Below are 21,625 nucleotides of genomic sequence, written 5' to 3'. Positions count from 1 at the left end.
TTTTTGTTTATTAATTATGGTCGGACGACAAAAAATTATCCTAACCCCACGCTATTATCTCGACAATTTCCGCTACGTGCTGGATTTTGTAAAACGTCTGTACGGTGGTTTATTAAACAACGCCGAATGGGACTTTGTACGTCGATTCGAAGCACTGTCGCTCGATGCGCAGTGTCTGTACGTACGTTTTAGTAACCGCAAAGGACTATTTTTTCGCATTAACAAACTACAGTATGCCGAAATAACTGACTTAGCGGCAGCCGTTAATGAATTAATAACTGCGGGCTTTGTTGAGCCGTTGTTTGCCCAGCACGAAGCTATGGGCGACGATGCACTCAGCGTATTTACAAAACCCGAATTATTGGAATTACTCCCGCTAGAACCCGAAGAAATTCGTCCACTAGGTAAAGAGAAAAAGGAAGGCGTAGTAAAATATGCGTTGCAGGAGCTTGATTTCGGCGAAATTGTGACGAGTCTTACCACATACGAAACGGTCGTTAAAATGAATTTCGAGGCCGAAGGTATGATGATCAAATACCTGTTTTTCGGTAATCGGGGGGCCAATATGACCGAGTTTGTGATACGTGACCTCGGCATGGTCAATTTTGAGCGATACGACGAAAGCAAACTAACGGCCCGTTTCCGTAACCGTAAGGAAGTTGAAGATAAACTGCTCATTTCCCTGACAAGCGAGGAATTCTACGACTTAAAGGAGAGCGAAACTCCGCCCGACGATATTTATAATTGGTTTCTGAACTGGAATGAAACCCGCCCCGAACTGAGCGAAATTGCTATTCCGGGCTATCAGAAGCTGGTTTGCCGAGTAGGAGGCTACCTCGAACGGCAGAAATTACCCGAACAGGCTTTATCGGTTTACGAACTTTCCGACCGAGTACCTGCCCGCGAACGGCGGGTACGGCTGCTTTTCCGAAATGGTTCTGTTGACGAAGCATTGGCACTCTGCGACGAAATTGCACTGAATCCACTCAATGCCGAAGAACGATATTTTGCCAACGATTTTCGAGACAAAATTTTAGGAGCGGGCGAGAAGAAACGGCCCCGAAAAGCCACAACGCGCTTTTTGTCGGATGCCGATAGCGTAAATATTCCGGCGGCTTACCGACACCATGTCGAAGCGGGTGTGATGAATTATTACCTGGAGCAGGATTATGACGCGGCTTTTACCGAAAATTATCCGTGGCGCGGACTCTTCGGACTCGTTTTCTGGGACATTATATACGATGCCAACGTATCGGCTATTCATCATCCGTTGCAACGCGCTCCGTCGGATTTTTACCTGCCCGATTTCTACCTCAAACGCGAAGAACTGCTCAAAAAACGACTAACCGAACTCGACTCGAAAGGCGATTGGCGACGGCACATTGGCCGAATGTTCAATGCAAAATTTGGCATCACCAACGTATTGGTCGATTGGTCGGACGAGTTGCTGACACTTGTACAGCGTATGATTGACCTGCTCGACGTAGTGCAATTACGGCTTATATTGCTCGAAATGGCCAGAAATCTTCGCGAGCATACACGTGGTTTCCCGGATTTGCTGATCTGGAACGAACATGGCGAGTATGAATTTGTCGAAGTCAAATCACCAACCGACCATCTTGGTCCTCAGCAACTGCACTGGCTGGAATTTTTTCAGACCATCGGTGTTCATGGCAAAGTAGTCCGGGTAATCTGGGAATTATAAATTCGATACTCGTCTGAGATACAAGCGCGGACGAGTATCAGAAGCAGCTCATTCAATGAGAAGTAGAAAACAAATCGTTGCCATCATTGGCAGTGCGAGCCAAAACTCATCGAATCTAAAACTAGTACAGCACATTGCCGAGCGGGTTCAATCGCAATTCGAAATCATCATTTTCGACCGACTGGCCGAACTTCCCCATTTCAATCCTGAACAATCAATTACTGATACACCAGTCGAAATTGTTTCCTTTAGGCAAGCCATCCAGCAATCCGAGGGGCTGCTAATCTGTACTCCCGAATATATTTTCAGTATTCCAAGCGGCCTGAAAAACGCCATTGAATGGTGCGTGTCAACAACTGTTTTTTCTGGCAAACCGATTGGCCTGATAACTGCTTCAGCCAATGGGCAACTGGCACATAACGAATTGAAGCTCATCATGAAAACAGTAGAAACGGTTTTCACCGAAGATACTACGTTGCTCATACAAGGTATCAAGGGCAAAATCGACGTAGCAGGCAATATAATTGATGCCAACACGCAGACTTCACTAAACCGTTTCATTCAGGCTTACACCAATTTAGTTTTCACAAATCAGCCAGCAACGTAACGCTTATTTATGGATTTGGCCGATACGTAGAAAAATTGGGAACAGGACGCTACGTTCTCCTTCCCCCCAAGGTGCTTTCAACTGCTCTCCTAGCCCGATAATCGGGTCTTCTTCATTTTCATGAACGTACTGACGTACCGCCGACCAGGTCCGTAAATAATTCAGGAAGCGGTCGAGTGTCCAATTACGAAGGGCTGAGAACGTAGCGCGTTGAACGTTCATGAATGGAAAAGGTAACGTAGCATACGACGTATCAATATACTGGCGTTGTGGGTCCCAATACGGGCCGATACGATTCCGATAAAAATCCAGCATAATCGGGTCGAGATCATCTCCAAGCTGTACCAACCCATACCCCCATTCAGCAATTGTAGCACCGGGCTTAGCCACTCGTCTGACTTCCTGATGGAAATCCTCAATAGCAAACCAGTGCAGCGCCTGTGCTACTGTAATCAGATCGAACGTCTGATCGGCAAAGGACGTTTGTTCGGCCCGGCTAATCTGATAATAAATATTCGGTTTCTGAACCGCCAGTGCCAATTGTTGCTCGCTAATATCAGTTGCATCGACCCTATCAACGCAGGTTGCCAGTGCTCCTGCTACCTGCCCGTTACCTGTTGCACAGTCCCAGGCAGCCTGTCGTTCAGGCGTTTGGGCAAGAATGAAATCATATAATTCGGTTGGATAATCAATACGAAACTGGGCGTAAAGGTCAGCGTGCCCAGAAAAACGGTCGAGCGGTTGCATATAAATCTATTTTCACAAATTTTAAACGTTTCCTAACAATAACTGTCTAATGTTTAGTTTGATAGGAAAAACCGAAGCCAAAATTGGGTTATCGTCCGAAACCATATATTTTTGCGAGGCTGACCTAAAGTCCTTCATTAATCAGTTTACTCATTATCCGATTACCTACATGAAAAAACCATTTGGCATTCTCATGGCTGCGGCTGCATTCGTCGTAGCCACGTTCGACGCTAACGCTCAGGCACCCGCCGACATCCCGGCTGATATGAATGCCCTGATGACAAAATACACCTGTATTGCCTGCCACCGCCCTAACCAAAGGTTAGTAGGTCCAGCTTATGTCGACGTAGCGAAGAAAAAATATAGTGATGAAAAGATCGTTGAATTAATGTATAAGCCAGATCCATCGCACTGGCCAGGTTACCCACCAATGGCACCGATGACGCAGGTTCCGAAGGACGATGCGTTGAAACTGGCGAAGTGGATTAATTCGCTCGATGGTGGTTCGAAAACCACCACAAAGAAAACCACTACCAAGAAAACCACTAAGAAATCGTAATCTGGTTTTCAGATACCTAAAGCCCTTTCTCGGCTTGAGAAAGGGCTTTTTTAGAATTTGATTCTTTACTCAGAAACCGATGCCAATCATCGGTCTTCAGAAGTAAAACCCAACTTACCAGCAAGGCTATTCGTCGACGTAATTGACAGGCCAAGCTTTGGTACTATTGCAAAAGAGAACTTCTTTCATCTATCGTTAGTTACAACTACATACGCTCTTCATGTAAGCTTCTCTTTCGGCTGTATCCAGGCATTCCCACTCTCTCCTTCTTCTGGTATACAGTCGACCGATTTCCTTGTACTTGAACCGGAAATAATTTGCCCGGTTTTGCTGACTCGTATTGGCATGGCGTTAATAAATAGTTTTGATCACGAAACCAACAGGTCATATATATGGGTACATCCAGTGAAACTTTCAGTAAACGCGAAAAAGAAAAGGCACGACAAAAAAAGAAGCAGGATAAGCAAGACAAAAAGCAATACCGAAAAGATCAGGGCGGTAAAGGTCAAAGCCTGGACATGATGCTGGCCTACGTAGATGAAAATGGAAATATTTCGTCGACTCCACCTGATCCGCAAAAAAGCAAACCCATCAACCAGGAAGACATTCAAATTGGCATAGCCCGTCAGGAAAAAGAGGATTTACCAGACGTAGAACGACTTGGCATTGTGACCCTGTTCAACAAATCGAAAGGCTATGGCTTCATTCGAGATCAACAGAGTCAGCAAAGTGTGTTTGTTCACCAGAATGAACTGATTGACCCCATCCAGGAAAACGACAAAGTTACCTTCGAGATAAAAATGACCCCAAAAGGCGCTAGTGCTGTTCAGGTAAAAAAATGGGTCAAAAGCCCTCCTACTCCACCCGTTAATCAAGAGTAGTCATATAGATATGGTAGTTTTTGCAGATAAAATCCACTTATCATTGCAACAACATATTCATAAGCTTTTCATAAACCTTTTTTTACAATGAATAAACAGGCGTATATTGAGCAAGTAGCTAATTGGGCCAGGATTCGCGGCTTCGTTGATATAAAAGCCAATATAGAAGGATTCCCAAAACCGGGAGGCTACGGCCGCAAACAGGATGGTCAATCCTTTATACCAGACGTAACAGGGAGCCAATTTGATCACAAATCATATTTTGAAGTAGTTCTGAAGACCAACAATGTTGATGAACTACTTTCTAAACTAAAGCTCCTATCCCAATTGGCGGCTTTAAACGGTGGTCAACTTTACCTAATGGCGCCAAAAGGCCATATGCCATTTACAAAAAACCTCATAGCTGACAGCCGCATAACAGCAGAGCTGGTCAACTTAGTGTAATACACTTTTTCACTACGTTATTGGAGATAGAAGTTACTCAAATGATAAAAATAACGTAAGTGATCCTAGAAAAAATACTAAGTGCTCAAAATTTAGTCAAATTGCTTGCAAATTTGATTTATTATATAGTACTTTGGTGGAAACATAATATATAATGCAAACAGGAACAGTAAAGTTTTTTAATGAGACCAAAGGGTTTGGCTTCATTAAGCCAGACGACGGAAGCGAAGATATTTTTGTTCACGCTTCGGGCCTCATTGATCAAATCCGTGAAAACGACAAAGTAAAGTTCAATGTCGAACGCGGTAAGAAAGGGCTGAATGCCACTAACGTCGAAATGGAATAACCAAACATATTTCGTTCAAATAGAAAAACATGCTTCATAAGAGCATGTTTTTTTTGTTTTATTCCTATTCTAGAAAAGCCTATTTACAAACCTAGGTTAAAATCAACGTTCATTATGTGCAAACAGAAATTTTACGTATCTCTTTAGCATACTATCCATATAATTGGTAATCAATACATTATAATAAATATCTGTTAAATTTCTCTAAGAAAATTCTTCAAAAGTTTGCGTCTGACAAATTAGGCGTTTATGTTTGTTTAAAATTAGTCTAAATAAGCAATTGATAAGGATCAAGTTATATTAATCCTGTATTGCTAAATGATCTTAAGTCCTGTAGTCAGTGTGCATTCGTGATTCGTTCACTCTTCACCAAATTGGACACAGGCACAAATTTCGAAACTGAACCCACAACCGTTTGAGCCTATGACCACTTGCCAGCCAAACATGCTATTTTATCAGGAGCGTTTTTGCATCGCCCAATGTCAGCATTGCCAACGAGTTGGATTAACATTTCAAAACTTACTTCTCGGGTTTACTCAGGATGAATTTACGGTTTTTTGCCGCATCATTGATGGCGTTAATTTCGACAAGAGCAGTGCAGTTATGCCCGATGGCCAGCCGCAATTAATTGTCAATACTGGCCATTCTGATATACAGTTCAGCCTACTGAAACCCGAATTTGAGCGACTTAAATCTGGATTGCATGACGCCCTCCGGCGCATGAACCTTCATAAGTTACTCAAGCTACAAACGAATTAGTTCAACCCGTCTGAACCTCGTATGGAACATAAGCATCAGCTCAAATCGCTTTCCCAAACCGATAACGGATATGTTGGCTACTGCGCGGGTTGCCAGTCGTATAACGTAGCATTTAAAAATTCGCTGTTTATTCTGTCGGAAGAAGAATTTACGTGTTATCGACAGGTAATGCTGGATCGGACGGCAATGAGCCCTTTTTTTACCACCCATGGCAAAGAATGGCTGCTCAAAACACCGATGCCTAACTACTTTATTCTGTTTTCTGACCCCGAAATCGACGAGTTGATTCAGATGCTGAACGAAGCTCATCTGCTGCGCGAAGTCGAGCAAATTCTGGAAGCACCTACGAATCGTTAGTTCGACCTCATAACCTTTTCAACGTCATGAACATACCTACAACCCTTAACCGCCCTTATATAATACAGAGTGCCAGCGGATTAATCGAAATTCCGTTTAAAGGAAAATTACTCCGATTGAGCCAGCAGGATATCGATACGTTGCTGAGCGGATTGTCTAATGCGTGGTCGGTACTATACCGGATCGGTCTGTTCGACGTGTGGGATACCTGCATTCGAACGGGCTTTCAATCTAAAAATCTTCAGATAACACTTCAGGAATATGACGAACTCAGTCTGGCTTTGCAGGTAGCCTATCTGCAGTTCGACTAAAACGAACTTCACCAGGTAATCATAGGTTAGTAGAGAAAGAGCAAAGGAACTGGTTGCTGACCAGTTCCTTTCTGATAAAACTAAATTTGTATGCAGGAATCCGTTTCACTTTTAGACACCGCACGGGCCAAACTGGAAGAAATGTTGCTGGCCAAGGGACTACGTCGTTCCTCAGAGCGGTTTGCCATTCTGGAAGAAGTCTACTCGCGCAATGACCATTTCGACGCCGAGGATTTGTTTCAGGCAATGCACCAAAAATCATATCCCGTTAGCAGGGCAACCGTTTATAATACGTTAGAAGTACTGGTTGAATGCGGGTTGGTAAGCCGACACCAGTTTGGCGACGATGATAAAGTTAGAAGTCGCTACGAAAAATCGTTGGGACGGCAGCAACACGCCCATTTAGTTTGCACAGTTTGCCATCGTGTCACTGAATTTTGCGACCCGCGCTTACACCTCATCAAGACCAATGTGGGCCAATCCATGCAATTTCAGGTCGATTCGCATTCACTCATTTTTTACGGACACTGCATTGATGGCTGCGAACCTAAAGTTCCGAATACGGGTAATAACTAATTGATAATGAGAGTATAGAATAATGAACTGAACGATAATCTGTTTAACGTAGTGGCAGCTATCCTTTCATCATTCATTCCACATTATCCATTATTCCTTACATCACAAGAGGGGTAAAAACGTAGATTTTGGTCTTTACCTACCAACTACGTATCATTGCCTCATGACCTTTTCCTTCTTCTTAAATCGATTTAGTATTCTGGCTATACTGAGTTTTTGTCTGATAAGTCAGTTTGCCATTGGTCAGCGTACCTTCACCAATCCCATCAAAAATTCTGGCCCCGATCCGTGGGTTTATCAGAAAGATGGCTGGTATTATTACATGAACACAACGGGCCGAAACCTGACGCTCTGGAAAACCCGAAACGTAGCAGACCTTAGCACCGCCGAAAGTAAAGTTATTTATACCCCTCCAACGGGCAAACCTTACTCCCGCGAACTGTGGGCACCCGAAATTCATTCGTTCAATAATCGCTGGTACATTTATTTTTCAGCCGATTCACTCAACAATCTGACCCATCGCGTTTGGGTTATCGAAAACACATCGCCCGACCCCATGCAGGGCGAGTGGATCATGAAAGGCAAAATCGGGGATAAAGACGACCACTGGGCCATTGATATGTCGGTAATTGATTTCAACGGTCAGTTATATGCAGCCTGGTCAGGCTGGGAAGGACGTACCAACGGTCGGCAGGATATTTACATTGCCCGCCTGAAAAATCCGTGGACCATCGATGGCGACCGTGTAAAACTCTCCCAGCCCGAACTACCCTGGGAACGTCATGGCGATGTGCCACAGGAATGGCAGAAAAACGGCGAAGTACCCAAAATTTACGTAAACGAAGGCCCGCAATTTCTACTCAATAAGAACAGGCTCTTCATTGTGTATTCGGCCAATGCCTGCTGGCTAGATTATTGTTTGGGCTTACTTACTTATAAAGGCCAGGGCGATATACTCGAACCGAAAAACTGGACCAAAAGCCAGCGACCTGTCTTTACACAGTCGGCCGAAAATGACGTATGGGCACCGGGACACGGCGGTTTTTTCCGCTCGGCCGATGGAAAAGAAGACTGGATGATTTATCACGCAAATCCGTCAGAAACGGATGGCTGCGGCAACAAACGTGCTCCGCACATTCAGCCTTTCACATGGAATGCCGATGGGTCGCCTAATTTTGGCAAGCCCTCCCCCAAAAAACCAATGCCCATCCCTTCAAGCTCTTAAACTGACGTATTACCTTAACTCCAATTAACTATACATGAAGCGATTATCAATTTTAGTTCTCTTTTTTGTTAGCACATTCTCACTAGCGCAACAAAGTGCTCCGGGCCGCTGGTCGGCCGCTAAAGCAAATGCATGGTACGCTAAACAACCGTTTTTGGTAGGTGCCAACTACGCTCCTGCCAACGCCATTAACGAGTTGGAAATGTTTCAGGCCGATACGTTCGACCCTGCTACTATCGATAAAGAACTGGCTATGGCAGAAGGACTGGGCATGAATACCATGCGCGTGTTTCTGCACGATTTATTATGGAAAGATGCCGCAGGTTTCACTAAACGGCTCGATCAGTTTCTGGCACTTTGCGCTAAACATAAAATTAAGCCAATGCTGGTTCTATTCGACTCCTGCTGGGACCCGCACCCAAAACTGGGCAAGCAGCGCGATCCACAGCCGGGCATTCACAATTCGGGATGGCTACAAAGCCCCGGTGCCGATGCCATTGCCGATGCCTCTCAATATCCACGACTCGAAGCATACGTAAAAGGCGTAGTGGGCGCGTTTAAGAATGATAATCGTATTCTGGCCTGGGATACATGGAACGAACCCGACAATGGCAACGATAACAGCTACGGTAAAAATCACCTGAAAACCGAACTACCCAAAGACAAAAAAATCGAGCTGGTCACCAAGCTCTTACCACAGGTATTTCAATGGGTTAGGGCTGCTGGTGCTACGCAACCTCTAACCTCCGCGCCCTGGATTTTTAATGGTACGCACGACTGGAGCAATCCTGCCAAATGGACGCCAATGGAAAAAGTACAGTTCGAAAATTCCGACATCATTACGTTCCACCAGTATTCGACAACCGACGATTTAGAGAAAATTATTCCGGTGTTGCAGAAGATGGGCCGTCCGGTTATCTGCACCGAATACATGGCTCGTGGTGCTAACAGTAAGTTTCAGACACACCTACCCATAGCCAAGAAAGCAAAAGTTGGTATGATTAACTGGGGATTCGTTGCCGGAAAAACACAGACTTTTCTACCTTGGGATAGCTGGCAGAAGCCTTATGTAAATGGCCGTGAACCTGCGATCTGGTTCCACGAAGTATTCAAAACAGACGGTACACCTATCGACCCGGCAGAAACTGCGGCTATTAAGCAAGCCACTGGAAAAGGAAAATAAGGATTTAAAAAGTTGTAGGTTATACGGTTGTACAGTTGGTTGACGCGAAAGCAATTCGCGCGTCAGCCAACTGTACAATCGTATAACCTACAACTTTTTAACCCTAAGCAGGTAGGTAAATTATAAACGTAGCACCTTCGCCCGGCCGGCTGTGAGCAGTAATGGCTCCGCCGTGATTTGAGACTACTTTTTCGCAGATAGCCAGCCCTATACCGGTACCCGCATATTCGTTACGTCCATGCAACCGCTGGAAAACCTGAAAAATACGGTCGATATACTTTTGATCGAAACCAATTCCATTATCAATAATCTCAATACAATGATATATTGGACTCAGGCGCACAGGTCTGGCAGTAGCTGGTAGCTCATTCAAATCAATTTCGTGCGACAGTATCTGTATAATCGGAACAACGTCTGGTTTCTGAAACTTGAGGGCATTACTCAATAGATTCTGAAACAACTGTCGAAGTTGTGATTCATCTCCCAAAATAGTTGGCAAGCCTGTTAACCGAATCTGGGCGTTCGCCTGTGTGATGGCAACCTCCAGATTGTCGATCACTTCATCAATCACCCGATTGAGGCTCACCGGATTGGCGGTTTCCTGTCGGGTAGAAATCCGGGAAAATGCGAGCAAGTCTCTTATAAGCAGCGACATCCGGCTCGATGCCATTTGCATACGTTCCAGATACGTAACACCCTCACCCAATTGCGGCCCATATTGTCCTTTTAAGATATCGCCAAACGACTGAATCTTACGTAGCGGCTCCTGCAAATCGTGGCTGGCAATGTAGGCGAACTTCTCCAGATTTTCATTTGAACGCCGAAGGTCGTTATTAATTGCCGTCAACTCTTCAGTACGTGCCTGCACCTGTTGTTCGAGACCCGTAGCGAGCTCCTCTATCTGTTTCCGAATAAGCACCTGATCCGTTACGTCGATAGCCATATTCAGAATAGCATAAACCTGCCCTTCGTCGTTGGTTAATGGTTTGTAGGTGAAGTTGAAATAGTAAGTTCCAAGCACTCCATCCACAAACAGATCGGCCCGCGCTTCTTGCGTATGGTAAGTTATTCCAGTCGTAAATACGTCATCCAGAATGTTCAAAAATGGTTGTCCTTGTAGTTCGGGGATAGCTTTGTGCAAAGGTTGCCCAACAACCGATTTCTCCTTGCCCCACAACTTCAGCATAGCCTCGTTGGGCATGTCGATGATAAATTCCCGACCCAGATAAATGGCTGTAGCCACTGGAGCTTCGGCAATCAGATCCCGAAAACGCTGTTCACTCTTTTGAAGCGCTATTTTTGCTTTTACCTGCGTAGTTACTTCCGTTGCAACCACCATCACACCCGTGATACCCTGCTCATTCCGAACAGGCGCGTAAACAAAATTGAAATAACCATCTTCCAGTTGCCCTTTCCGGTACAAGCGAGCCAGAGTTTCCGTACCATAATAAGGAATACCGGAGTCGTAAACACCTTCGAGCAGTTCCATAAACCCCTGTCCTTCAAGCTCAGGAATCGCATCAAGCAGCGGAAGGCCAATAATGGCTGGCATTTTTCCCCAGATTTCCAGCATCGACGTATTCGCCAGTTCGATGGCCATGTTACGTCCATCCAGAATACTAATTGCCACAGGTGCCTGAGTAACCATATTTCGGAACCGCACTTCAGAAGCACGTAGCTTAGCCTCTGTCTCAATCTGTTCCGTAATATCGTAGGATATAATGACCATCCCCTCGGCATCATTCTGTGAATCGATCAGACGCGTTACGTTCATCTGCACCCACCGATACGTTCCATCTTTACAGACGTATCGTTTAACCAGATTGAAGAATGGCTTTTTCCCCTGCGCAACTTCCTGAAACAATACTCGATTATACTCGCGATCGTCGGGGTGCGTCAGTTCGATACTATTTAGTCGGCTCAATTCTTCGACCGTATAGCCCAACAAATGGGTGTAAGCTTCGTTGACCAGCGAGAAATTAGCATTCCGATCGGTAAAAGCCATTCCAACCGACGTATTGGCAAAGGCAATCGAGAAGCGTTCTTCAGCTTCTTTCAGCGCACTCGCTTTCTCTTTCTGCTCAGTAATATCAATCACAATACCCGAGAAAGAAGCCGCTTTCCCAGACGTATTGAAAATGTATTGTCCAAGTACTTTGATCCAGTGCGTAGAGCCATCGTTCCAGATAAACCGGACTTCATACGTAATCGTACCATTATGTGCTCCATCTTTGTAGGCCTGATCACGAATGGCACGGTCATTGGGATGAATATATTCAATAAATACGTTTCGGGTAATACCGCTGACTGCATCGCCAGTTAATACACGGGAGAATGTAGGCGAATAAATAATTTCATCGGTTTGCAGATCAACCAAAAATGAGCCTGCTCCCGAACCTTCGAGCGCAATTTTGGCCTGTTGTTCCGACAAATCCGATTTTTCTCTCGCTATTACTTCTTCTGTAATATCTTGAGCGACACCCGAAAACCGATACGCCTGCCCGTTTTCATTGAAGTAAGTTTGGCCAATAAATCGAACCCAGCGCGTTTTTTTGCTAGCTTCATCAACAACCCGAAAACTCATGTCGTAACTACCCCCAGATTCGACATTAAGCGCCCATTCAACAGCGTCCTGCACCCGTTTTTTATCTTCAGGATGAATAATCTTCAGACTCTGGGTGTAGGAAAGGTTTTCTATATTGGCTAAACCCACAATTTCCTGACAGCGCACATCCCAATGAAGCACTCCCAGTATAGGATCTAGCTCCCAAGTACCCAACTGTGCCGATTGCAGCGCAAACTTCAGGCGTTCTTCACTTTCTGCCCGCGCTTTTTGTAACGCAACGCGCTCCGAAATATCCTGCATCGCGCCAACCATGCGCACGGCTTTACCATCGCGGTGTAAAATATAGCCCCTATCGAACACATAAGCGTATGTACCATCGGCACGGCCAAATCGGTATTCTTCTGACCAGTGCGTCCCCCCCCTTTCAATAACATCGTGGATCGAGGACCATACGCGCTCTTTATCGTCAGGATGAATATTATTATACCAGGATTCTGGCCCGCTTTCTGTCCGAATATAGGCATGGCCAAACAGTGTGGAGAAACCTTCGTTCCACCAAACTGTATTTGCTACCAGATCCCAATTCCAGACAGCGTCGCGTGTGGCTTTGGTGAGCAGGTCAAACAGCTCACTGGTTATTGCTGAGTCGGTATTCAAGCGCTTATGCTACGTTAAAAGAGTATGTTAAGTTATTCAGAATATTCCAGCATTTCGAAGCGATTGCCAAATGGATCGCGAAAGAAAAACCGTTGCCGACCTTCAATAAGTGACGAATATTCAATGGCAACGCCTTTCTTTTCTAACGCTCCTTTGGCAGATTCCAGATTGCCAATTTCAAAAGCCGGATGGCGCTTCGAAAAATTGCCGCCCGCTTCTTCCCGAATGTGCAATTCAATATCGCCCATCTGAAACCACATTGCTCCATCAGGATGCTGGCCCACTATTTCCGGAAGTTCCAGTACGTCGGCATAAAAAGCATGCGCATCGGACGTAGCACCTACCGGAATACAAATCAGTACGTGGTCTAGTCGTTTAAAATCAATCATATTTCTGGTTAAAGAAAAGTTCGTTTTGCAGTATATCTAACTGACTATCAATAGAATTTTGGAGGGGGATTCAACGTCAGATTTTGCCGCTGGTGCCAATACGGATAAATGGTTGGTACTTCGCTCGCAGCGTCGAGTTTTTTCAATTGGTCTGTGGTCAAATTCCAGCCAACAGCACTCAGATTCTGCTGCAACTGCTCTTCGTTACGTGCTCCAATTATAATGCTCGAAACGGTTGGGCGTTGCAACACCCAGTTTAATGCTACCTGCGCTACGGTTTTTCCGATTTCGGCAGCTATCTCTTCCAGAATATCGGTGATGTTATAAAACGTTTCTTCGGGCACTACCGCCTGCGGCACCGGACTCCCGCCTTCTACAACCCGACCTTCAGTTGGCTTTGGTTTGTTACGTCCGTATTTACCACCTAACCGACCACCAGCCAGCGGACTCCAGACCAACGCGCCCACCTGCTGATCAATACCTAACGGCATCAACTCCCATTCATATTCCCGATTCACCAGCGAGTAATACACTTGATGCGCTACGTAGCGATTCCAGCCGTATTTTTCTGAAATCGCCAGCGACTTCATCAGATGCCAGCCCGAAAAATTCGAACAGGCAACGTAGCGAACTTTACCGCTTTGTATCAAATCGTCAAGGGTACGTAGCGTTTCTTCGACCGGCGTATTTCCGTCGAAACCATGCATGTGGTAAATATCGATATAATCCGTTTTGAGTCGTTTAAGGCTACTTTCGCATTGACGTAGCAAATGAAATCGCGACGAACCCTGATTATTTGGCCCCTCACCAAACGTAAATGTAGCTTTGGTTGAAATAAGGACGTTATCGCGTTTTCCTTCCAGTACTTTTCCCAGAATTTCTTCCGAAAGGCCATTCGAATAAACATCGGCCGTATCGAACAGATTGACACCCGCGTCCAGACATAGGCCAACCAACCGGTCAGCTTCATCTACCTGGGTATTCCCCCATGCTTTGAAGAATTTTGTTGTGCCTCCAAATGTGCCCGTCCCGAAACTAAGCACCGGTACGTTGAGCCCCGATGCTCCTAGTTGTCTATACTCCATAAAGTTAGAATTAATTCAGCGCTATTTTTCCGCAAATTAGACAACAGAATCACTTCCACAACGTAACCAGCCCGCCAGTGTTTCGGCTCAATGGGTCCGTTTTAGGTAATGGCACAGCCGCAATATTTTTATCGACCTGCGGGCGCTCACCAGTTCACCACGTAATACGTCATAATCTCGCTCGTCAGGAGAGTCTCCCACAACACCAAAATCGGGCGACGATTCCAGTTTTTCAGGCCCAGCACCTGCTGAAATCACGATAATATCGCCCGCCCGATACGTTCACTTTACAGGTACGTTGTTTCGTCTATAGCCTTCAGGTCAATGCTATAAATGCAACAACTTTTTCTTGAATTACGTCAGGATTTCCTCTCTCAGCTCCTCCAATCACGTTACGTTCAATCTGCCATTGGGGCCGCTGTTGCTACGTACTACAGCCAATTACCAATCCCAATCTATTTAAATTCTCAAAACCAACTCACCCAGATAGTTGTGCAGATTTTTACTTTGGGCCCAAATCAATCAAATCTATATCTAAAAATTTAGGCACATAGACAGTATTTATTGTGTCGCTGACACTTATGTACAATTTGCTGTAAATCACTCGATTGGCAATAGCAGCGTTAAGTAGCGTTGCTATACAGTCTCAAGAAAACACACAGCTAACCGTCTGGTAGTTAACGTAGTAAACCACAACTTTTTCCTGTTTCATGCAACAAAAAATTCGCCGTGAAGATGCCCTTGCGTATCATGCAAAAGGCCGCCCGGGTAAGTTAGAAGTTATTCCTACGAAAGAATACAGTACGCAAACCGATTTATCGCTGGCGTATTCGCCGGGAGTAGCCGAGCCTTGTCTGGCGATTGCCGAAAATCGCGAAGATGTTTATAAATACACTGCCAAAGGGAATCTGGTAGCCGTTATCAGCAATGGAACCGCCGTGCTCGGTTTGGGTGATATTGGCCCCGAAGCCAGCAAACCTGTGATGGAAGGTAAAGGGCTGCTTTTTAAAATCTACGCCGACATCGACGTATTTGATATTGAACTCGATACCAAAGACGTCGATGAATTTGTACGCATGGTCAAGATTCTGGAGCCAACTTTTGGGGGCGTTAATCTGGAAGATATAAAAGCGCCGGAATGCTTCGCCATTGAAGAGCGACTCAAAGCCGAGCTGAACATTCCGATTATGCACGATGACCAGCACGGAACGGCTATTATTTCGGCGGCTGCGCTGCTGAATGCATTGGAAATTGTCGGCAAAAAAATTGGCGATGCTAAAATTCTGGTCAATGGTGCCGGAGCATCGGCCATTTCGTGTACAAAACTCTATATCTCCCTCGGTGCCAACGTTGAGAACGTAGTAATGTGCGACAGCAAGGGCGTAATCCGGGCCGACCGTACCGACCTCGATGAACGGAAAAGTCTGTTTGCCACAAAACTTGATCTGAACACGCTGGAAGAAGCATTCGTTGGCGCCGATGTATTTATTGGTTTGTCGAAAGGAAACACGGTTAGTCAGGATATGGTACGTTCGATGGCCGAAAATCCAATCGTTTTTGCGATGGCCAATCCAACCCCCGAAATCAGCTACGAAGCGGCTCTGGAAGCCCGTCCGGATATTATTATGGCCACGGGTCGTTCCGACTATCCGAATCAGGTGAACAACGTACTGGGTTTTCCGTACATTTTCCGGGGAGCGCTCGACGTTCGGGCCACCGAAATCAACGAAGCGATGAAGCTGGCTGCCGTTCACGCACTGGCTGATATGGCGAAACGGCCTGTCCCTGATTTGGTCAATATGGCTTATAGCACTGATAATCTGCTTTTTGGCAAGAGTTATATTATTCCAAAACCTGTTGATCCTCGTCTGCTCGAAACAGTAGCTCCGGCAGTAGCAAAAGCCGCAATGGAATCGGGGGTAGCTCGTCAGCCCATTACCGATTGGGATGCTTACGAACAGCAACTCGCCCGGCGGCTGGGGCAGGATACGCGCATTTCGCGGGTAATCAACAACAAGGCACGTAGCAATCCGAAGCGGGTTGTCTTTGCCGATGCCGAAAACTTAAAGGTGCTGAAAGCTGCTCAGCAAGTGAAAGATGGCGGTATCGCCCACCCTATTCTGCTGGGCGAACGTGCAGTTATTCAGGAAATGATTACGCAGAATAACCTCGATCTAGGCGACGTACCGATTATTACGCCCCGTAAAGAACAGGAGTTGATCGACCAGTTTGGCGACCTGCTTTATAAAAAACGACACCGGAAAGGAATAACAGCCGCCGATGCCCGCAAACGTATGTTGTCGCGAACGCATTTTGGTGCCATGATGGTTGAAACGGGTCAGGCCGACGCGCTGATTTCTGGTTTAACGCATAACTACCCCGACACGATTCGTCCGGCGCTTCAGGTTATCGGTAAAGAGCCGGGCGTCCGGAAAGTGGCCGGGATGTACATTCTGCTTACCAATCGGGGGCCATTGTTTTTCTCTGATACAACGGTCAACATGAATCCGACGGCCGAAGAAATTGTCGAGATTACCGAGTTAACCGCCCGCGCCGTTGAGCGATTCAATATCAAGCCACGTATCGCACTGGTTACGTACTCCAACTTTGGCAGTGCCAACGGTGAGGATGCCGATAAAATGCAGCAAGCTGCCGATATACTTCATGCCAAACATCCTGATATGATTGTGGATGGCTCGATGCAGGCTCACCTCGCGTTTAATGTCGATTTGCTACGTCAGAATTACCCCTTGAGCAAACTCGTCGATGAGGGTGCCAATACGTTGATTTTCCCGAACCTGTCGGCAGCCAACATCGCCTACAACCTCATGCGCGAAGCGGCTGGCCCGCGTTCGGCTGGTTTTGATGCCATTGGCCCAATCCTGCTAGGTATGCGCAAGCCAGTCTACGTATTACAGCTTGGTTCGTCGGAGCGCGAAATTGCCAATATGGTTGCGATTGCCGTAGTAGAAGCGCAGGCAACGACGTAAGAAAAGTATGATGTATGATGTAGGGTATATGATGTATCATCTCATTTCATCATATACCCTACATCATACATCATACTTCTTATATCGTACATTCCATTCAAATTCCCTGTTCATTGGCAAAGCGGATGAGGTCGGCCAGATTGTTGATGTCGAGTTTGAAGTAAATATTTTTGCGATGTGTTTTTACCGTTTCTTCGGCCAGAAATAGCTGTCGGGCAATATCCTGACTCGATAGTCCCCGTTTCATCAGCCCAATGATTTCGATTTCGCGTGGAGAAAGCTTAAAGCGTTTTACAAACTCATCTTCCTGAACTACACCATCGTTTTTCTCGGTAAGTTTTGAATCGAAGTAGGACTTCCCATTGCGAACATTTCGAAGACACGCGATCAGTTCGTTCTGCGACGCACTTTTCAGCAAATAGCCCGAAACGCCTATCTCCTTCGCTTCCTCAACAAACTTCTTGTAGCTATACATCGAAACCATCACAACGCGAATACCTGAAAATTCGCGGATAATTTGCCGGGCAATGTCGAGTCCATTTCGGTTCGGCAGGTTAATATCCAGTAAGACAATATCGGGATTAGCTTTGTGAATGGCCGGAATGACGTCGTTGCCGGTATATACCTGATCGACAACCCGATATGGGGAGCCATCGAACGCTAACAAATTTCGCAGACCGTCATTAAATAACTGATGATCGTCGGCAATCAGGATATTGGTGAACGTAGCACCAGATTTCATTTTTCAGGTCGCTAAAGAGGCACTTCCAGCGTAATGGTTGTCCCTCTTTCGCCAGAATCGATAAGTAGTTTCGAATGCAGATAGGCCACGCGCGAACGAATGTTACGTAGTCCTATACCAACCTGATCTTCAGTATCGGCGGCCTTATAACCCTGCCCATCATCTTCGATGAGTAAAAATACCTGTTTTGGGTAAAAAATCAACTGAACCGTGATATGTTGCGCTTTGGCATGTTTCATGGCATTACTAATAAGCTCAACGGCTATTCGATAGATAGTCAGCTCGGTTTCATCATCCAGCCGACGTTCTTCGCCATGCGTAATAAACAGAAACTGAATAGCCGAACCCGCCTGAATCTGACTGACAATTTCCCGAATCGACTCGGCCAGACCGAGTTTTCTAAATTCCGGGGGCATTAGATGGTGCGAAATATGCCGGAGATCGACAATAGCTTTCTCCATCAAACGGATTGGTTTTGCTAAACGCTCCGATGATTGCGAAATGGCCTGCAATTGCCCTTTGATAACCGACAACGTAGCACCCAGATCGTCGTGTAAATCGGCCGCCAGTCGTTGCCGTTCTTCTTCCTGTGCCTGCAAAACCCGCTTCATTTCGCTACGTTGCCGACGCAGTTTATTCTGTGTATAGATTCGAACACCCGCATAGGCCACCAACAATAGCGCAATAGTAGCTATCAGCCGAAACCAGTTTGTTTGCCACCAGGGCGGTCGGATGATTACCTGAATCGACGTACCAGTTTCGTTCCAGACGCCATCGTCATTCGATCCTTTGACCCGGAGTGTATACGTTCCCGGATTAAGATCGGTGTAACTAACGTAACGTCGGTTTTCGCTGTAAACCCAGCTTTTATCTACTCCTACTAACTGATAAGCGTACTGGTTTTTGGCGGGACTGGTATAATCAAGTGCGGCAAACTCAAACGACAGGAAGTTTTCGTTATGATCTAGTTCAATTTTTTGCTCGTTCTCCGCCCTAAGAATAGGCTTATCGAAGAGTTTCACCTGCGTGATACGTATCGGCGGAACGTACTGATTCGTTGTTAAACGATTGGGGTTGAAGGCCGTGAACCCATTATCACCACCGAAATATAACGTACCATCTTTGCCTTTGCAGTGGGGCCTACCAAAGGAGTTGTTTTGCTGGCCATCGTTAATTTCATAGTTGCGGAAGGTTTTATTTTTGACCGAAAAACGCGACAGTCCCTTATACGTACCAAGCCACAAAAACCCCTGATCGTCTTCCTGAATGGAAAACACCGAATTATCGGCCAGTCCGTCCGCTTTTGTAAACGCTTGAAAGGTTTCCTTTTCATAATTGAACAGACACAATCCTCCGCCAATTGTGCCTAGCCACAGATTCCCTTTTGTGTCCTGAACGATGCATGAAACACCATCGGAAGATATACTACCCGACTTCAGTCGATCAGGCCGATAATGAGTAAAGCGGCCCGTTTTTCGATCCAGCCGATTGAGCGCCATACTTTCGGTGCCTAGCCACAGATTTCCCCGATTATCTTCCAGAATGGCCCGCACATAAGCTTCACTAATTCCGGTTGTGTCTTTTGGGTTATAGGCATGGTGAACAACCTTGCCCGTCTTTGCATTAAACGACTTCAAGCCATTAGTCGTGCCGAGCCAGAGCAACCCCTGTCTGTCCTGATAAATCTTAAGAATCTGGATGTTATCGCCAAGTCCCGGATATCGCTGTCGATTACAGCTAAGGCAGGAAAATTCGCCAGTTTGCCGATTAAAAAGAGCCAGTTCACCATTACTGGCCACCCACATATTTCCGTCCCGATCTTCGAGCATGGCCTCTGCATCCTCGTTGGGCAAACTCTTCAGGTTATTCGATTCGTGTCGATAGTGGGTAAATTCGCTGGTTTGTTTGTTCAATCGATTCAAGCCCTTACCTGTACCAACCCAAACCGTTCCGGCCCGATCTTCGCAGATAAAACTCACGAACTTATAACTTAACGAATGATCATGAAACGGCAATGGCCGATAATACGCAAACGATTGCCGGCTTGGATTGGCCTTGTCGACCCCTTCGCCCCAGGTACCTACCCATAACAACCCAGATTTATCAATAAGCATCGACCGAATATGCACGCTACTTAACCCGGCCGGATCGGCCGGATCGGGCAGTTGATGCGAAAACAGCTTCCGCACCGGATCAAATTTGATTAACCCGGCACTTGGCGAACCAATCCAAAGATTTCCCTCCTGATCGTCGGCCATATACCAAAAGCTTTTTTCGAGCGACCTATTCGCTTCCATTACTGGATTTAGGGTATACCGATGATGGGTAAACGTTTCGGTTTTGGGATCGAACCGATTCAGGCCATTATCGGTGCAAACCCAAAGTATACCAGCCTTATCTCCGTATACGCGCCAAACCTGATTATGACTTAAACTATGTCTATCGGCGGGGTCATGGCGATACGTAGTAAAGCTTACCTGTGACGGTTTCCCTAGGTTGTTCGTTTTCAGATTAAGGCGGTGAAGCCCTCGTTCACTACAGACCCAAATGGTTCCTGCACGGTCGCGATGTACGGACGTTACTATAGGTGTTGCAGACGTATCGTTCTTTTTATGGGCCAACAGATTAGCATAGTTTACCGTGGAGAACGTACCATTTTTTTTGTCGAATCTTCGCAGTTCATCCCGCCAGTTCGATACCCATATATACCCTTCCCGGTCTTCGCCCATTGTAAAAATAGTTCCCTGACTCAGCGTTTTCGGGTTAGGCCCATAATGGGTAAATTTTTCGGTACGTGGGTCAAACTTACAAAGTCCCTGCCCAGCCATACCCAGCCAGATATAGCCCTCCTTATCTTCCATCAACTGGTAGATAACATTACTCACCAGCGACGTAGTGTCGCCCGGTATTTTCTGGTATGTCGTAATGCTGTAACCGTTGTATTTGTTGAGCCCATTATCCGTCGCAAACCACAGAAAACCATTTCTGTCCTGAATTATGGCATGAACAATCGGGTTCGAGAGTCCCTGATTAATGGTCAGGTGCTCAAAGCGAAGTCGCGGGTTTTGTGCGTTACTCCATGAATTCAGGAGCATGAAGTAAATCAGCACGAAACCCGATACGCGGTTCATAATAAAGTTTTCAGAAGGAAATACAAGCAATGATCACGAAAATACAGCTTGAATTACTACCGAAAAATACCCCGAAAGGGGTATAGACTTGTGTATTCGATAATACCGAATTTTACATATGAAATAGTAGTTCTTCTGATCGACAAAACGGAGCAGATGACATTTATCACTTATCTAGTTTTGGGTAACTGAATCGTACGTACTTATTTTTCTATTTACATGAATTAGCAATCACTTTCCGCTTTATACCACACCATTGCCGTAACACAATCGCCGTTCAATCAAAGCTTTATGCATTGTATTGAATGGCGATTTAGCTTTCGTAATCAGTCGGCTTTAGTTAATCAATAACGCGGATTCTTATG

The 21,625-nt window shown here is 45.8% G+C and carries 19 protein-coding genes; 13 read left to right on the top strand and 6 right to left on the bottom strand.

Annotated features, from left to right (window positions below; translation table 11 throughout):
* Window positions 1–16 precede the first annotated feature (16 nt).
* Both ACYVD4_RS22715 and ACYVD4_RS22710 read left to right on the top strand, forming a co-directional pair.
* A complete protein-coding gene (locus tag ACYVD4_RS22715) occupies window positions 17–1,705 on the top strand; it encodes a VRR-NUC domain-containing protein (RefSeq protein ID WP_460949651.1) in 1,689 nt (562 codons plus the stop codon).
* Window positions 1,706–1,760: 55 nt separating this feature from the next.
* Complete coding sequence (locus ACYVD4_RS22710; protein ID WP_460949650.1) at window positions 1,761–2,312, top strand: NADPH-dependent FMN reductase; 552 nt, start codon at window positions 1,761–1,763, stop codon at window positions 2,310–2,312.
* Window positions 2,313–2,315: 3 nt separating this feature from the next.
* Here the strand turns inward: ACYVD4_RS22710 and ACYVD4_RS22705 are convergent, their stop codons facing one another.
* Window positions 2,316–3,059: a class I SAM-dependent methyltransferase gene (locus ACYVD4_RS22705; RefSeq protein WP_460949648.1), complete on the bottom strand. Its 744-nt coding sequence runs from the start codon at window positions 3,057–3,059 to the stop codon at window positions 2,316–2,318.
* 169 nt (window positions 3,060–3,228) lie between these two features.
* Between ACYVD4_RS22705 and ACYVD4_RS22700 the strand changes: the two genes are divergently transcribed.
* The 10 genes from ACYVD4_RS22700 (at window position 3,229) to ACYVD4_RS22655 (ending at window position 9,700) form a co-directional block, all read left to right on the top strand.
* The gene (locus tag ACYVD4_RS22700; protein ID WP_460949646.1) at window positions 3,229–3,618 is read left to right on the top strand and encodes a c-type cytochrome; all 390 of its coding nucleotides are present in this window, start codon (window positions 3,229–3,231) and stop codon (window positions 3,616–3,618) included.
* A 392-nt stretch (window positions 3,619–4,010) separates the two neighbouring features.
* Window positions 4,011–4,499 carry a cold shock domain-containing protein gene (locus ACYVD4_RS22695; RefSeq protein ID WP_460949645.1) on the top strand — a complete coding sequence of 163 codons (489 nt, stop codon included), beginning with the start codon at window positions 4,011–4,013 and terminating at the stop codon, window positions 4,497–4,499.
* An 87-nt stretch (window positions 4,500–4,586) separates the two neighbouring features.
* Window positions 4,587–4,943 (top strand): hypothetical protein, encoded by a 357-nt coding sequence (locus ACYVD4_RS22690; RefSeq protein ID WP_460949643.1) that lies wholly within the window; start codon window positions 4,587–4,589, stop codon window positions 4,941–4,943.
* 154 nt (window positions 4,944–5,097) lie between these two features.
* Window positions 5,098–5,289: a cold-shock protein gene (locus ACYVD4_RS22685; protein ID WP_460949641.1), complete on the top strand. Its 192-nt coding sequence runs from the start codon at window positions 5,098–5,100 to the stop codon at window positions 5,287–5,289.
* Window positions 5,290–5,712: 423 nt separating this feature from the next.
* The gene (locus tag ACYVD4_RS22680) at window positions 5,713–6,048 is read left to right on the top strand and encodes a DUF6686 family protein (protein ID WP_460949639.1); all 336 of its coding nucleotides are present in this window, start codon (window positions 5,713–5,715) and stop codon (window positions 6,046–6,048) included.
* Between the two features lie 21 nt (window positions 6,049–6,069).
* Window positions 6,070–6,405: a DUF6686 family protein gene (locus ACYVD4_RS22675; protein ID WP_460949637.1), complete on the top strand. Its 336-nt coding sequence runs from the start codon at window positions 6,070–6,072 to the stop codon at window positions 6,403–6,405.
* Between the two features lie 26 nt (window positions 6,406–6,431).
* Window positions 6,432–6,716 carry a hypothetical protein gene (locus ACYVD4_RS22670; RefSeq protein ID WP_460949635.1) on the top strand — a complete coding sequence of 95 codons (285 nt, stop codon included), beginning with the start codon at window positions 6,432–6,434 and terminating at the stop codon, window positions 6,714–6,716.
* Between the two features lie 90 nt (window positions 6,717–6,806).
* Window positions 6,807–7,292 carry a Fur family transcriptional regulator gene (locus ACYVD4_RS22665; protein ID WP_460949633.1) on the top strand — a complete coding sequence of 162 codons (486 nt, stop codon included), beginning with the start codon at window positions 6,807–6,809 and terminating at the stop codon, window positions 7,290–7,292.
* Between the two features lie 163 nt (window positions 7,293–7,455).
* Complete coding sequence (locus tag ACYVD4_RS22660; protein WP_460949631.1) at window positions 7,456–8,517, top strand: glycoside hydrolase family 43 protein; 1,062 nt, start codon at window positions 7,456–7,458, stop codon at window positions 8,515–8,517.
* Between the two features lie 34 nt (window positions 8,518–8,551).
* A complete protein-coding gene (locus tag ACYVD4_RS22655; RefSeq protein ID WP_460949630.1) occupies window positions 8,552–9,700 on the top strand; it encodes a cellulase family glycosylhydrolase in 1,149 nt (382 codons plus the stop codon).
* A gap of 103 nt (window positions 9,701–9,803) precedes the next feature.
* Here ACYVD4_RS22655 and ACYVD4_RS22650 read toward each other — a convergent pair whose 3' ends face one another.
* The 3 genes from ACYVD4_RS22650 to ACYVD4_RS22640 are packed head-to-tail and all read right to left on the bottom strand — an operon-like array spanning window position 9,804 to window position 14,397.
* Complete coding sequence (locus ACYVD4_RS22650; protein WP_460949628.1) at window positions 9,804–12,923, bottom strand: PAS domain-containing sensor histidine kinase; 3,120 nt, start codon at window positions 12,921–12,923, stop codon at window positions 9,804–9,806.
* Between the two features lie 32 nt (window positions 12,924–12,955).
* Window positions 12,956–13,312, bottom strand: a complete 357-nt coding sequence (locus ACYVD4_RS22645) for a VOC family protein (RefSeq protein ID WP_460949626.1) — start codon at window positions 13,310–13,312, stop codon at window positions 12,956–12,958.
* A gap of 47 nt (window positions 13,313–13,359) precedes the next feature.
* The gene (locus ACYVD4_RS22640; protein ID WP_460949624.1) at window positions 13,360–14,397 is read right to left on the bottom strand and encodes an aldo/keto reductase; all 1,038 of its coding nucleotides are present in this window, start codon (window positions 14,395–14,397) and stop codon (window positions 13,360–13,362) included.
* Window positions 14,398–15,107: 710 nt separating this feature from the next.
* Between ACYVD4_RS22640 and ACYVD4_RS22635 the strand changes: the two genes are divergently transcribed.
* Complete coding sequence (locus ACYVD4_RS22635; RefSeq protein WP_460949622.1) at window positions 15,108–17,387, top strand: NADP-dependent malic enzyme; 2,280 nt, start codon at window positions 15,108–15,110, stop codon at window positions 17,385–17,387.
* Window positions 17,388–17,484: 97 nt separating this feature from the next.
* Here the strand turns inward: ACYVD4_RS22635 and ACYVD4_RS22630 are convergent, their stop codons facing one another.
* A complete protein-coding gene (locus ACYVD4_RS22630) occupies window positions 17,485–18,129 on the bottom strand; it encodes a response regulator (protein ID WP_460949620.1) in 645 nt (214 codons plus the stop codon).
* Between the two features lie 11 nt (window positions 18,130–18,140).
* Window positions 18,141–21,260 (bottom strand): ligand-binding sensor domain-containing protein, encoded by a 3,120-nt coding sequence (locus tag ACYVD4_RS22625; protein WP_460949619.1) that lies wholly within the window; start codon window positions 21,258–21,260, stop codon window positions 18,141–18,143.
* Window positions 21,261–21,625: the final 365 nt, after the last annotated feature.

Source organism: Spirosoma daeguense, from assembly GCF_054776875.1.
This window is presented reverse-complemented; position numbering and strand designations above follow the sequence as displayed.